The organism is Microvirga sp. BSC39, assembly GCF_000739015.1.
GTDB lineage: Bacteria > Pseudomonadota > Alphaproteobacteria > Rhizobiales > Beijerinckiaceae > Microvirga.
The window spans coordinates 33,304-47,454 of sequence record NZ_JPUG01000062.1; the positions used below are offsets into that span (position 1 = coordinate 33,304).

Below are 14,151 nucleotides of genomic sequence, written 5' to 3' on the forward strand. Positions count from 1 at the left end.
TCCCGTCGACCCATCAGGAGGATCAGGACTCTTTTCGCAACCGAGTGACCGCTCGTGCATTGATTAATCGAACCTTTGCAGGACGCGGACACGCGGCCGGGTTCAGGCATGGGAGGAGACGCTGTGGTTGCCCTATCCCACTCAGGCGCTCTGAGACCGCTCCACCCCCTTCACGCTATCCTTCTCGCCTTTCCCTTTCCCTTGTTCACAGGTGCGCTGGCGAGCGATTTCGCCTATCGGGCGAGCTTCCACATTCAATGGGCCAATTTCTCGTCCTGGCTCATCGCCGGCGGGCTGCTCGTCGGCGGCTTCGCCCTGCTCTGGGCGCTGATCAACCTGTTTCGCCGGGGTCCGGCCCGCAAGGGGCGGCTCGCCGTCTACTTCGTGGTGCTGCTCGCCATGTGGGGGCTCGGCTTCGTCAACGCCCTCGTCCACGCCAAGGACGCCTGGGCGACCATGCCGGAAGGGCTCTATCTCTCGGCGATCACGACGCTCCTGGCCCTCGTTGCCGCCTGGATCGGCTATTCCGGATTTCGCACGGGAGATGTGAGATGATCCGCTCGACCCTCCTGATCGGCACTCTGGCGCTCGCCCTGTCGGCCTGCAACAGCGAGCCCGAGCCGCCGCAATACGGCGCCAACCCGAAGCTGCCCGAGCCGCAGCGCGGCCTGCTGCCTTCCATGAAGATCCCGCGGCCGGCCCAGTGGGGCAACGATCTCCCGAAGGTGCCGCCGGGATACAAGATCCAGCCCATCGCCACGGATCTCAAGATCCCGCGCCAGACGCTGGTCCTTCCGAACGGAGACATTCTGGTGGCCGAGGGATCCGGCGGGTATGCGCCAACGCTGCGCCCCAAGGACCTGATTGCGGGCTTCATCAAGAGCCTCGGCAAGAGTTCCGTGAAAGGCGGCGATCGGCTGACCCTGCTGCGCGACGCCGATGGCGACGGCATCTACGAGATGCAGGGCGTCTTCGCCGACAAGCTCAACGCCCCCTATGGCCTGGCGCTGGTGAACGGCGCCATCTACGTGGCCAACCAGGATGCCCTGGTGCGCTTCGCCTATCAGGACGGGCAGGCCCAGGCGAGCGGGCCGCCGGTGAAGGTGTCGGACCTCCCGGCCGTGATCAATCATCACTGGACGAAGGCCATGACCGCCAGTGCGGACGGGCGCTTCCTCTATGTCGGCATCGGGTCCAACAGCAACATCACCGAGCGCGGGATGGACGCCGAGGAGGACCGGGCGATGATCTGGCAGATCGATGCCCAGACCGGCGAGCACAAGCCTTACGCGACCGGCCTGCGCAATCCCACTGCCCTCACCATCCAGCCGGGATCGGGACAGCTCTGGGCGGTGGTGAACGAGCGCGACGAGATCGGCCCCAACCTCGTCCCGGATTATCTGACGTCCGTGCAGGAAGGCGGCTTCTACGGCTGGCCCTACAGCTATTGGGGCCAGAACGTCGATCCGAGAGCCCAGCCGCAGGATCCGGAGAAGGTCGCCGCGGCGATCCGGCCGGATTACGCCCTGGGATCGCACGTGGCAGCGCTCGGCGTTTCCTTCTCGACCCCGGCCATGGGACCGGACTTCGCCGACGGCGTGTTCGTCGGCGAGCACGGCAGCTGGAACCGCAGCAATCCGGTTGGCTACAGGGTGATCTTCGTGCCGTTCCGCGACGGACGGCCCGCCGGTGAGCCGATCGACTTCGTGTCCGGTTTCCTGGTCGACGAGGGCAACACGCGGGGACGGCCGGTCGGAGTCACCGTGGACCCGCGCGGCGCTCTGATCGTGGCCGACGACCTGTCGAACACGATCTGGCGCGTGACGAAGAACTAAGTGTCCTTCTCGTGAGACGATCCCGGATCGGCTTTCGCCGTCCGGGATGACACCTGTCCTTAGGCCGCCGCCAGCGCCGCCTCGATGGCCGCGAGCGCTGCCTCTGCCTGGGCACCGTCGGGGCCGCCGGCCTGGGCCATGTCGCGGCGTCCGCCGCCGCCCTTGCCGCCGAGCTTCTCCGAGCCGACTCGCACGAGCGCGACCGCATCGACCTTGGCGGTCAGATCCTCGGTGACGCCGACCACGATGCCGGCCTTGCCGTCGTCGCCGACGCCGATAATGGCCACGACGCCGGAGCCGAGGCGCTTCTTGCCCTCGTCGGCGAGGCTCTTGAGGTCCTTCATCTCGACACCCGTGACCGCCCGGGCCATGAGCTTGATGCCGGCCACGTCCTTGACCGGATCGCCGCCGCCGGATGCGCCACCGCCCATGGCGAGCTTGCGCCGGGCTTCGGCCAGCTCCCGCTCCAGCTTGCGGCGCTCCTCGAGGAGCGCGGACAGACGGGCGGAGACCTCGTCCACCGGCGTCTTGAGGATGCTCGCCACCTCGCGCAGCTTGCGGCTTTCCTCGGCGAGGTAGCGGCGGGCGGCATCGCCCGTCATGGCTTCGAGACGGCGGACGCCGGCCGCGACCGCGCTCTCGCCCACGATGGTGACGACGCCGATGTCGCCGGTGCGGTTCACATGGGTGCCGCCGCAGAGCTCGATGGAGAAGGTCTTGTTGTCGTCGGCCTTGCCCATGGAGACGACGCGGACCTCGTCACCGTACTTCTCGCCGAAGAGCGCGCGGGCGCCGGACTCGATGGCCTCGTCCACGGCCATGAGCTTGGTCACCACCGGCTCGTTCTGGAGCAGCACCCGGTTGGCGATCTCCTCGACCTTCGAGAGCTCCGCATCCTCGATGGGCTTGGGGTGGCTGAAGTCGAAGCGCAGGCGGTCGGGCGCTACGAGCGAGCCCTTCTGGGCCACGTGATCGCCGAGCACCTGGCGCAGGGCCTCGTGCAGGAGGTGGGTTGCGGAGTGGTTCGACCGCACGGCCGAGCGGCGCTCGTGATCGACGATCAGCTCCAGGGACTGATTGGGCCTGAGGGAGCCGTGCTCCACGGTGACGTGATGCACGAACAGGTCGCCGAGCTTCTTCTCGGTGCCGGTGACGAACACGCGGGCGCCCTCGCCCTGCATCGTGCCGGTATCGCCGACCTGGCCGCCGGACTCGCCGTAGAACGGGGTCTGGTTGAGCACCACGAGGCCGCTCTCGCCGGCCTTCAGCTCGGAGACTTCCTTGCCGTCCTTCAGAAGCGCCAGGACGATGCCCTCGGCGGCTTCGGTGTCGTAGCCGAGGAACTCGGTGGCGCCGGTGCGCTCCTTCACGGAGAACCACACGGTCTCCGTCGCCGCCTCGCCGGAGCCGGACCAGGCTGCGCGGGCCTTCTCGCGCTGGCGCTGCATGGCGGCGTTGAACGCCTCCGTGTCGACGCCGATGCCGCGGGGCTTCAGGGCATCCTGCGTAAGGTCGAGCGGGAAGCCGTAGGTGTCATAGAGGGTGAAGGCCGTGTCGCCGGAGAGGTTCTGTCCCTCGCCGAGATTGCGGGTCTCCTCGTCGAGGATCGAGAGGCCGCGCTCCAGGGTCTTGCGGAAGCGGGTCTCCTCGAGCCGCAGGGTCTCGACGATCAGCGCCTCGGCGCGGATCAGTTCGGGATAGGCCAGCCCCATCTCGCGCACGAGGGCCGGCACGAGGCGGTACATGATCGGGTCACGCGCGCCGAGCAGCTGCGCATGGCGCATGGCGCGGCGCATGATCCGCCGGAGCACGTAGCCGCGGCCCTCGTTCGAGGGCAGCACGCCGTCGGCCACGAGGAAGCAGGAGGTGCGCAGGTGATCGGCGATCACCCGGTGCGAGACCTTGCGGTCGCCCTCAGGCGCCACGCCGGTTGCATGAGCCACCGCCTCGATGAGGGTGCGGAACAGGTCCGTGTCGTAGTTCGAATGCACGCCCTGCAGGATCGCGGCGACGCGCTCGAGCCCCATGCCCGTGTCGATGGAGGGCTTCGGCAGGGCGATCCGGTTGCCGGGCTCGATCTGCTCGTACTGCATGAACACGAGGTTCCAGAACTCGAGGAACCGGTCGCCATCCTCCTCCGGGCTGCCGGGAGGGCCGCCCCAGAGCTTGTCGCCCTGGTCGATGAAGATTTCCGAGCACGGGCCGCAGGGGCCGGTATCGCCCATCTGCCAGAAATTGTCGGAGGTCGGAATGCGGATGATCTTGGAATCCGAGAACCCGGCGATCTTCTTCCAGAGGTCGGCGGCCTCGTCGTCCGTGTGATAGACCGTGACGAGGAGCTTGTCCCTCGGGAGGTCGAACTCCTTGGTGATCAGGTTCCAGGCAAGCTCGATGGCGCGCTCCTTGAAGTAGTCGCCGAAGGAGAAGTTGCCGAGCATCTCGAAGAAGGTGTGGTGGCGGGCCGTGTAGCCCACATTGTCGAGGTCGTTGTGCTTGCCGCCGGCGCGCACGCATTTCTGCGCGGTCGCCGCCGTGCTGTAGGGGCGCTTCTCGGCTCCGGTGAAGACGTTCTTGAACTGCACCATGCCGGCATTCGTGAACATCAGGGTCGGGTCGTTGCGCGGCACGAGCGGGCTCGAGGCCACCGCCTCGTGGCCATTCTTGGCAAAGTAATCGAGGAAGGTCGACCGGATTGCGTTGATGGACCGAAGTTCGTTGGTGCCGCTCATGGGTTCTCAAGCTCGGGAACGGGGCTTTTCAGGGCCCGAAAAGACGTGATGGTGGCCGGTTTTAGCCGCCTACGCCCGCGCTGTCGAGGCGGCGTTTCGGCCGGGTGAACGAATTGACCGGCAGGGGTTGCCTAGGGTCGGGTCCGGCACCGGCGATCGGGGAGCAAACTGCGCCACATGTCCGGCATACCTCTTGCGTGTATAGGCGCAATTGATTGGCAGGTTGAGTCCAGCCCTCTTGGTGCTAACCTCTCTATGGCCTTTTCGGCCTCGGATATATCCGGTTCCTTTTATGATGGTATTGCACTTGGCGACATCTGCTCAGCCGATTTGGCTCAAGCCTCCTCCTCGACCGGCACGCGCGATGGCGGCTGCGGGCTGTCTCAGCCTCCTCCTTTTCGGCGCTCCTGCCATGGCTCAGGGCAGCGAGCGGGAGTGGCATCTGACGGCCTATGGCAGCCGGTGGGTGAATGCCGATCTGCTGGAAATCCCGGAGCGGTCCCTGACAGGCAGCCTGAGGTCGGAAGACGCCTATTTCGTCGGAGCCGGCCTTTCGCGGGTTATCATCCCGTCCTTCTCCATCCCGCTGCTGGGGACCGATTTCGCCTTCCACGGCAACCGGATCGAGCTGGAGGGGCAGGTTCTGCGCCATTTCGGCGAGCAGAGTCACTGGGAAGGCACCGTCGCGCTCATGTTCCGCACGGGCCAGATCCCGCTCTTCGGCGGGTTAAGCGTTAACCTGGCCTTCGGCGAAGGGCTCTCCTACGCGTCCGAGCGGCCACGGCTGGAGGGCAGCTTCCGCGTCGAGCCGACCCGCTTCCTCAACTACCTCGCCTTCGAGGCGGAGTTTTCCCACGCGTCCTTGCCCGGCGTGTACTTCGTTCCGCGGGTTCACCACCGCTCCGGGATCTTCGGGCTGATCGCCCCGAAGGAGTCCGGCTCGAACTTCATCGGGGCCGGGATCCGCGTGGATCTGCGATAGGCTGGTCCTCCCCCAGTAACGTCACAAACGAAAAGACCGCCGCGATCTCTCGCGACGGCCTCTCTTTGCCCTTGAAGGAGAGCAAAACTCAGTCGGCGGAACCCTCGTCCAGATCGTCGGCGGTCGGGGTCGCCTGGTCCAGGATGCGGTCTGCGAGCAGGCCGGCATTCTGGCGGATGAGACCCTCGATCTTGTCGGCGACCTCGGGGTTGTCGCGCAGGAACTGCTTCGAGTTCTCACGGCCCTGGCCCAGACGCTGGCTGTCGTAGGAGAACCAGGCGCCGGATTTCTCGACGATGCCGGCCTTGACGCCGAGATCGATGAGCTCGCCCACCTTGGACACGCCCTCGCCGAACATGATGTCGAACTCGACCTGCTTGAAGGGCGGAGCGACCTTGTTCTTGACGACCTTCACGCGCACCGAGTTGCCGATCGGATCGTCGCGATCTTTCAGGGTCGAAACGCGGCGGATGTCGAGGCGCACGGAGGCGTAGAACTTCAGGGCATTGCCGCCCGTGGTCGTCTCCGGCGAGCCGTACATGACGCCGATCTTCATGCGGATCTGGTTGATGAAGACCACCATGGTCTTCGACCGGGAGATCGAGCCGGTGAGCTTGCGCAGGGCTTGGCTCATGAGACGGGCCTGGAGGCCCGGCTGCACGTCGCCCATCTCGCCGTCGAGCTCGGCCTTCGGTGTCAGAGCCGCCACGGAGTCGATGACGAGCACGTCGATGGCACCGGAGCGCACGAGCGTGTCGCAGATCTCAAGCGCCTGCTCGCCCGTGTCGGGCTGCGAGATCAGGAGATCGTCCAAGTTGACGCCGAGCTTGCGGGCATAGACCGGATCGAGCGCGTGCTCCGCGTCCACGAAGGCGCAGACGCCGCCCTTCTTCTGGGCTTCGGCGATGGTGTGCAGCGCCAGCGTGGTCTTGCCGGACGATTCCGGCCCGTAGATCTCGATGATGCGGCCGCGGGGCAGACCGCCCACGCCGAGCGCGATATCGAGGCCGAGCGAACCCGTTGAGACGGTTTCGATTTCCACCGGCTGCTGGCCCTTGCCGAGCCGCATGATCGAGCCCTTGCCGAAGGCGCGCTCGATCTGGGAGAGCGCCGCGTCGAGAGCTTTGGTTTTTTCTTTATCCATTGATGAGCTTTCCACCAGTCTCAAGGAGGACTGTGACATGACCTAACATCCTTATGGCAGGAGGAAGAGTGAATCTCAACGCGGTGTTGAGAGAATATATGTACTCACTTTGTTCCTGCTTACAAGTTCTTTTTTCGTTCTCATCCGGGAATTCACAGATCCTGCGTCGGGCACGATGACGCAGGGTTAAAGAATAATTAAATCAGCGACTTAACGATCTATGACCTGCTTCACGGTCTCAACCAGCTGACGCAGGCTGAACGGCTTGGGCAGGAAGTTGAACTCCTCCCCTTCAGGCAGGTTCTTGCGGAAGGCCTCTTCGGCGTAACCGGAGACGAAAATCACCTTGAGGTCCGGGTAGAGCTTGCGCAGTTCGCCCAGCAGGGTCGGGCCGTCCATCTCGGGCATGACCACGTCGGAGACGACGAGATCGACCGGCGCGCCGCGCTGCTCGATGATCTCCATGGCTTCGATGCCGGAGGCCGCTTCCAGCACAGTGTAGCCACGGGCGGAGAGTGCCCGGGCATTCACGGCCCGCACCGGGTCCTCGTCCTCCACCAGAAGGATCGTGCCCTGTCCGGTCATGTCGGCGGCCGGCTTCTTGATCACCTCAGGCTTCACCTCCTCAGGCGTCTCCTGCACGGCCGGAATGTGCCGCGGCAGGTAGATGCGGAAGGTCGTGCCCTGGCCCGGGGTGGAATCCACGTCGATGTAGCCGCCGGACTGCTTGACGATACCGAACACGGTGGAGAGCCCCAGGCCGGTGCCCTTGCCCACCTCCTTGGTGGTGAAGAAGGGCTCGAAGATCTTCTCGATGATTTCCGGCGTCATGCCGGAGCCGGTATCGGAGACTTCGACCATCACGTAATCGGCCGGCGGCATGGCGCTCACATTGAGCCTCTCCGCCTCGCCTGCCGTGACGTTCGCTGTCCGGATCGCGAGCTTGCCGCCGCCGGGCATCGCGTCGCGGGCATTCACCGCGAGGTTCACCACCACCTGCTCGAACTGGTTCACGTCCGCCTTCACGAACCAGAGGTCGCGGCCGTGGTTGAGATCCAGCGCCACGCGCTCGCCGAGGAGGCGCTTGAGCAGCATGGAGAGGTCGTAGAGCTGGTCGTTAAGGTTCAGCACCTCAGGCCGCAGGGTCTGGCGGCGCGAGAAGGCGAGCAGCTGGCGCACGAGGCCTGCGGCCCGGTTCGCATTCTGCTTGATCTGCATGATGTCCTGGAAGGACGGATCCGTCGGCCTGTGATTGGCGAGAAGCAGGTCGCTGTAGCCGATGATGGCCTGCAGCACGTTGTTGAAGTCGTGCGCCACGCCGCCGGCGAGCTGACCCACCGCGTTCATCTTCTGGGCCTGGGCCAGTTGCTCCTCGACTTTGCGGAAATCGGTGGTGTCGAGGGCGTAGAGGATCGCCGTCTCCCCGTCCGCGCCGGTATCGCCGACGGGCGTCACCCAAACACGGACCGAGCCGCCGCCTTCGGCCACCGTCTGCAGCTCGAGGGGTGGAATGTCCCCCTTGTTCTCGGCCGCCGCCTTGAGAGCCGCCTCGATGGCCTCCCGCTCGCGGAAGGCATCGGGAATGGATGGCCCGTCGGTCCCGTTCTCGCCCGTGCGCGGCAGCGCGCCGAAGAGCCTGGAGAACGGCGCATTGGCATGGACGATGCGGCCTGCACGATCAACGGTCGCGATCGCGATGGGCGTGTTGTTGAAGAAGCGCGCGAAGCGCACTTCCGCCGCGCGCTGCCCCTCGTCGACCTCTCCTCCGGCCGAGCGGTTGAGAACGAGCGTGCGGGACGCACCCATGCGGCCATCCTGGCCGAACGCGATACGATGATACAAGCGCACCGGCAGGAACTGGCCGTTGCGCCGGCGCAGGTCGAGATCGAAGGTCTCGGTGCGCACGCTTCCCGGCTCACCGGAGAACGACGCCATCATCGATGCCACATCGCCCGGCACGATGTCGGTCAGCTTCAAGCCACCGGAGCCGACCTGCGCGAGATCGTAGTCGAGCCAGGACGCCAGTGTCGCGTTCAGATAGATGATGGAGCCGCCGGGGTCGACGGACAAAAAGCCTGCAGGGGCATGATCGAGATAGTCGATGGCATGCTGCAGCTCCTGGAAGACGTTCTCCTGGCGCTCGCGTTCATGGGTGACTTCGGAAATGGCCCAGAGTGCCGCCTGCCGCCCTCTGGGCCGCGGCACGGGCCGCACGCGAACACGGTACCAGCCGAATTCCCGCGCCCCATTGAGCGATGGCGACAGGCGGATCTCCTCCGTGCCCGTGCGATGCTCGCGCGCCGCCTGCGCGAGCCGGTAGATGGCCTCCGACACTTCGGGCGCGCCGATGAACAGGCGCTCGACCGGCATCACCTCGCCGCCCTGCAATCCCGCGAAGGCGAGATAGGCCTCGTTGGCATAGGTGATGCGCCCGTCATCCTCGACCACTACGAGGCCATCGCCGGACGTATCGGCCATCAGCTTGGTGATATCGTTGCGCACCGTCTGGCCGGAGAACTGCACCACGCCGATGGCCATCGCGAACAGGAAAAAGACGCCCGCCATGGCGAAGAACGCGAGCAGCACGAGGATCAAGGGTTGGGCCTGTTCGATGCCGAGGAAACGCAGGCTCAGCGTCGCGCCGACGATCAGGCCGGCCAGGAGCAGCACCCATCCGATATGACCGTGACGGTCGGAGCGGTCGATGGCCGAACCCTTTGGCGTGTCGCCTTCGTAAGCCATGAAATGTCTACATCCTCAACGGAGGCGGATGTGCCTCTCGGCACCGGCTGCAGGGTTGCGGCCAACCGCTCGATCTGTTCCGACCATATTACACGGAATTTATTGATCGACCTCTAAGGCGGCAGCACCGACGGAGGCAAGAGCCGGCCCAGGTGATGCAGGCCTCATCGATGAGAGCCGCCACAGGAAATCCTTATTTTCCTTGATGTAGAGGCAACCGGCCCCATCTTGGACGGACCACGGAGAGCCTTTCCTGTGTTCTCGGCCCCATGCCGAAGCCGGGCTGCGTTAACCATCTGTTAACCTTGCCGGTGGCTTTGGCGGTCAATGTGGTACAACCAACACAGAAGTGGCCTGCGAAGGCCAGTCAACGTTTGAGAGTTCATCGTGTCATCTCTTTTCGGTCTCGAAGCACCGCGGGCAGTTCAATTTGCAATCGCCTTCGCGATCATTCTGATCCTGCTCGTGCTCTTAGGACTCGTGTTGCGCAAGGTATGGGGCGGTCGCCTGATCATGCCCGGCAGCGATCGCGGCGGCCGCAGCCGTCAGCCGCGGCTGGGCATCGTGGATGTGTATGATCTCGACCGGCAGCGGCAGCTTCTTCTGCTCCGCCGGGACAATGTCGAGCACCTCCTTCTCATCGGCGGCCCCAACGATGTGGTGATCGAGACCAACATCGTCCGCGTTGCCGGAGCCCGCGTTCCCGCTCCTCCGGTCGACATGGGCGCGGAGCGCTTCGAGCCCTCGCTGGATCAACCGTCGCGCGCGCCCCAGGTCGAGACCAACGGCCGGCCTTCCATCGAGAGCCAGCTCGCCGCCCAGCTCGGGGCCTTCGTGCGCCGTCCGTCGGAGGAATCCGACGCCGAGGAGGAGCTCTCCCCGGTGGCGACCGTCAGCGCGCCGGTTCCGGCCCATCCCGAGCCGGTCCCGAAGCCGGATGCCGTTGCGGTCTCCGCGCCTCCCGCCATCCAGGGCCTGCGCGCCGAGGCGAGGACCCCGTCATTCCAGAACACGCCTCCTGCGCCGCCCCCGTCGGAGCGTCCGGAACCGCGCCCCCAGTTCACTCCGCCGCCCTTCCAGTCACGGGCGACCCCCGTGCCGCCGGCCCCAATCGTGCAGCCTTCCGAGCCCGTCCGGCCGGCCGAGCCGGCCGCGAGCGAGCGCTCCGCCCCCGATGCGACCCTGCTGTCGGATATGGCAAAGCAGCTCGAAGAGGCCCTGAAACGCCCGGCAAGCCCCGTTTCTCCCCCTCCGGTGGCTGCTCCGGCGGCTCCGGTCAGCGTGGCCTCTCCGGCCGTGTATGAAGACGTCAGCGATGAGGAGGACGCCCCTCTCGAGCCGGCTCCGGCCGAGGAGGAACCCGTCACGTCGTATGACGAGCCCGTGGAGGAAGAGGATCTCGTCGAAGAGCCCGAAGCCCCCGCTCCGGCCCAGCCCGCGCCGCCCATCGAGCCGGTCCGGACCGCTCAGCCGGTCCCGCCTCAGCCCGCATCGGCGCCCCTTCCGCCCCAGGCCAGGGAAACCGCTTCGGCACAGCAGAAAGACGCCGACCCGTTCTCGGTCGAGGATATCGAAGCGGAGTTCGCCCGTCTGCTGGGACGTCCTCTCGACCCGAACAAGAAGGGTTGAGGCTGGGCTCCCTCCCCTGAAGGCCAAAGAAAAAGGGCTCCGCTGGCGGAGCCCTTTTTTCGTCTGTATGGCAGGACCGGATCAGTCGTCCCGGTAGACCCGCTCGTTGCGCTCGTGGCGCTCCTGCGCTTCGAGGGAGAGCGTCGCGATGGGGCGGGCCTCCAGGCGCTTGAGGGAGATCGGGTCGCCCGTCTCCTCGCAGTAGCCGTAAGAGCCGTCCTCGATCCGCGCGAGCGCGGCGTCGATCTTGGCGATCAGCTTGCGCTGACGATCCCTGGCGCGAAGCTCGATGGCGCGGTCCGTTTCCGATGAGGCGCGATCCGCAAGGTCAGGATGATTCTCGTTCTCGCTCTGCAGCGTCGCGAGGGTTTCCTGAGCCTCTTTGAGGATGTCGTGCTTCCAGCGGATCAGCTTGCGCCTGAAATACTCCCTCTGCCGTTCATTCATGAAAGGCTCGTCTTCTGTCGGACGGTAGCCTTCATCAATCACGCTATCTGTCATGTTCAGCCGTTCTTCCCCGATGAACCGTGGCGCCCCTATATAGGCAAGGAGGGACCGCGACAACGAGATTAAGCGTCATCGATTTGTCTAATGAGCTCCGGCACCCCTTATGAGCCTTGGACAGGCCCAAGCTGAACGATATGTCGCACCATCAGGAGGCAGCCGCCTCCGCCCGGCTGATGAGCTCACCGGCGACATCGCCGATCTTGGGCGCCTCCTCGCGGATGAAGGGAAGCGGCCGGCAGACGGACAGGGCCGCCAGGCCGAACCGGGCCGTCATGAGCCCGTTCAGCACCCCCTCGCCAAGCTTGGCGGAAATGCGAGCCGCGAGCCCCAGTCCCAGCACCTGCTGCATGAGGCTGTCGCCAACCGCCACGCCTCCCGTGACCGCAAGATGGTTGAAGGCCGCCTTGGCGAGCCGCAGGAAGCCGAGGAAGCCGGGTCGGCCGCCATAGATCCGGGCCAGGGTCCGCAGGAGCCGCACCGCCGCGAAGATTACGAAGGCCACATCGACGATGGCCCGCGGGCTGACCGCCGTCACGAGCGAGACCTGCTTGGCCGCCCCGGCGATGGCGCGCTTGGCCTGCATGTCGAGGGGCGCGAGCAGCTCGCGCTCCGCAATGGCGAGGCGGTCGTCCGCGTCGATGATCTCGTCGGTGAGACCCTTGAGGCGGGCGCTCCCCTGCGCGGCCGCGGCCCGGCCACCGTAAAGGCCGATAAGGTCCGACACGACGCTCTTTGCGGCCTTGTGATCCTTGACGGCCAGGGCATCGACCGCCGCCTCGCGAAGGTTCTCGATCTTCTGCTCGCGCCAGATCCCTGACACCTCCCGCCCGATGATGGCCAGGAAGGCCAGCACGGCCAGCACGGCAAGAGCAAGCGCCACCCAGCCCAGCCACGGCGCGACGCGGTAGAGATCGACGATCAGGTTCTCGACCGCGAGCCCCAGGGCCAGCAGAAGAAGCCCCGAAAGCGCGGACAGCAGAATGCCGAGCCAGGGCGCCCGGCGCTTGCTGCCCATGGGCAGCACGACGCCGTCAGCCGCCTCAATGGCGTCGAAGGGCTCCTCCGTCACCTGCACGGCGCCGGCGGTGATGTTCGGGTCGTCGAGGCGATAGGCGCGAGGTTGGCGGCTCATGCGAGGCGATCCCCCAGCAGGAATTCAAGGGCGCGGTCGAGACGGATATGGGGCATCCTGGCCATGCGGCCCGCCGCATCGACAGGAAGCTTCGACGGCCGGAAGCGCGGGAATCGGAAGGAGCCGGGCGGCACCGCCCCATGGAACACCGCCTCGGCACTCTCAGGCAGCTCGCCCGGAAAGATCGCGGCCTCCGCCTCGCCGTCGAAGAGGTCATCCCCGACCCGCTCGCCCGCCTCCGGAACACCTGCGACGGCCCGCAGGGTCTCGCGCCCTTCGCGGATGGTCGTCTCCCGGGTGGCGCGCACGGAGGCGAGCGCCACTGTGCCCACCCGCGCACCGGCAGCCTCGGTCCGCCGCGAGGCCCGGTTCACGAGCATGCGCAGGATGGCGTCAAGCCGATCATGATCCGTGTGGTGGATATGATCAGCCTTGGTGGCCGCGAACAGGACCCGGTCTGCCCGGGGAGAGAACAGGCGGGAGAGAAGCGTATTGCGCCCCGTCCGAAAGGCCATGAGCACCTGATCCAGCGCCTCCTCCAGCTCGGCGAGCGCGACAGGCCCCGCATCGATGGCGGCCAATACGTCCACCAGCACGATCTGGCGGTCGATGCGCTGGAAATGGTCGCGAAAGAATGGCCGGACCACATGGGTCTTGTAGGCCTCGAAGCGTCGCTCCATGAGGGCCGCGAAGCTCCCGGCCGCGATGGGCTGCCCTTCGGGCAGATCGAGCGGCGCGAAGGTGAGCGCCGGAGAACCCGCAAGATCGCCCGGCATGAGGAACCGTCCCGGCGGGGTCGTGGCCACCGCTTCCGATCCCGCCCGCAGGGCCGTGAGGTAATCCTTGAAGGCCTCGCTTGCTTTCGAGGCGAGCATCTCGTCGGACGCGCCTGATGGATCGAGGGTTTTCAAAGCCTCATGCCATCGGCCCGCCACCGGCGCACGATCGCGCTTGCGGCTCGACTCGATGGTCTGGCGCGACCATTCCGAATAGCCCGCATCGAGGAGCGCGAGATCCAGCAGCCATTCCCCCGGATAATCCACGATGTCGAGGGCGAGCGAGGCCGGTCCGGTGCGCCATCCGGCCTTGCGTTCGTATTCCACATCTACCCTCAGCTCGCTGATGCGGTTGGTGGATTGCGGCCAGCGGCGGCTCTCGGTGAGCGCCGCCATATGCTCCTCGTAAGGGAAGCGAGGGATCGCATCGTCCGGCTGATGCGCCAGCTGCGCCCGCCGGATGCGCCCTTCGGCGGAGGCCCGAAAGGCAGGCAAGTTCGTGCCCCGCGTCAGATGATGCACGAGAGCCGTGGTGAAGACGGTCTTGCCGGAGCGGGCAAGGCCTGTGACGCCGAGGCGAAGGGAGGGCTGGACCAGCTGGCCGGAGGCCTCCCAGAGCGATTGCGCAGCAGACCCGGCGCGGGAGGCAAGATCGGTGATGACGGACACGAAGAT

Annotated in this window: 10 protein-coding genes; 4 read left to right on the forward strand and 6 right to left on the reverse strand. The window is 66.1% G+C overall.

What is annotated here, in order from left to right; all coding sequences use genetic code 11:
• Nucleotides 1–123: 123 nt before the first annotated feature.
• Both MA07_RS11445 and MA07_RS11450 read left to right on the forward strand, forming a co-directional pair.
• Nucleotides 124–555, forward strand: a complete 432-nt coding sequence (locus tag MA07_RS11445) for a DUF2231 domain-containing protein (protein WP_200879358.1) — start codon at nucleotides 124–126, stop codon at nucleotides 553–555.
• On the forward strand, nucleotides 552–1,835 hold the full coding sequence (locus MA07_RS11450; RefSeq protein WP_036350646.1) for a sorbosone dehydrogenase family protein: 1,284 nt from the start codon (nucleotides 552–554) through the stop codon (nucleotides 1,833–1,835). Before MA07_RS11445 ends, MA07_RS11450 begins: the two co-directional genes overlap by 4 nt.
• Nucleotides 1,836–1,894: 59 nt before the next feature.
• Here MA07_RS11450 and alaS read toward each other — a convergent pair whose 3' ends face one another.
• Nucleotides 1,895–4,564, reverse strand: coding sequence for an alanine--tRNA ligase (alaS, locus tag MA07_RS11455; protein WP_036350648.1), 2,670 nt, complete (start codon nucleotides 4,562–4,564; stop codon nucleotides 1,895–1,897).
• A 412-nt stretch (nucleotides 4,565–4,976) separates the two neighbouring features.
• Here alaS and MA07_RS27800 point away from each other — a divergent pair, with 412 nt between their 5' ends.
• Complete coding sequence (locus tag MA07_RS27800; protein ID WP_152568834.1) at nucleotides 4,977–5,546, forward strand: hypothetical protein; 570 nt, start codon at nucleotides 4,977–4,979, stop codon at nucleotides 5,544–5,546.
• A gap of 88 nt (nucleotides 5,547–5,634) precedes the next feature.
• On the opposite strand, the gene recA is transcribed toward MA07_RS27800, so the two are convergent.
• Entirely contained in the window at nucleotides 5,635–6,729 is a 1,095-nt protein-coding gene (gene recA / locus MA07_RS11465; protein WP_036350650.1) for a recombinase RecA, read from the reverse strand.
• Nucleotides 6,730–6,900: 171 nt separating this feature from the next.
• Nucleotides 6,901–9,432 carry a PAS domain-containing sensor histidine kinase gene (locus MA07_RS11470; RefSeq protein ID WP_036350652.1) on the reverse strand — a complete coding sequence of 844 codons (2,532 nt, stop codon included), beginning with the start codon at nucleotides 9,430–9,432 and terminating at the stop codon, nucleotides 6,901–6,903.
• Between the two features lie 387 nt (nucleotides 9,433–9,819).
• Here MA07_RS11470 and MA07_RS11475 point away from each other — a divergent pair, with 387 nt between their 5' ends.
• Nucleotides 9,820–11,061 (forward strand): hypothetical protein, encoded by a 1,242-nt coding sequence (locus MA07_RS11475; RefSeq protein WP_052003093.1) that lies wholly within the window; start codon nucleotides 9,820–9,822, stop codon nucleotides 11,059–11,061.
• A gap of 81 nt (nucleotides 11,062–11,142) precedes the next feature.
• On the opposite strand, the gene dksA is transcribed toward MA07_RS11475, so the two are convergent.
• The 3 genes from dksA to MA07_RS11490 form a co-directional block, all read right to left on the reverse strand.
• A complete protein-coding gene (dksA, locus tag MA07_RS11480) occupies nucleotides 11,143–11,562 on the reverse strand; it encodes an RNA polymerase-binding protein DksA (protein WP_036350657.1) in 420 nt (139 codons plus the stop codon).
• Nucleotides 11,563–11,713: 151 nt separating this feature from the next.
• Nucleotides 11,714–12,700 carry a TIGR01620 family protein gene (locus tag MA07_RS11485; RefSeq protein WP_036350658.1) on the reverse strand — a complete coding sequence of 329 codons (987 nt, stop codon included), beginning with the start codon at nucleotides 12,698–12,700 and terminating at the stop codon, nucleotides 11,714–11,716.
• On the reverse strand, nucleotides 12,697–14,145 hold the full coding sequence (locus MA07_RS11490) for a YcjX family protein (protein WP_036350660.1): 1,449 nt from the start codon (nucleotides 14,143–14,145) through the stop codon (nucleotides 12,697–12,699). The genes MA07_RS11485 and MA07_RS11490 overlap by 4 nt, the downstream gene beginning before the upstream one ends.
• Nucleotides 14,146–14,151 lie beyond the last annotated feature (6 nt).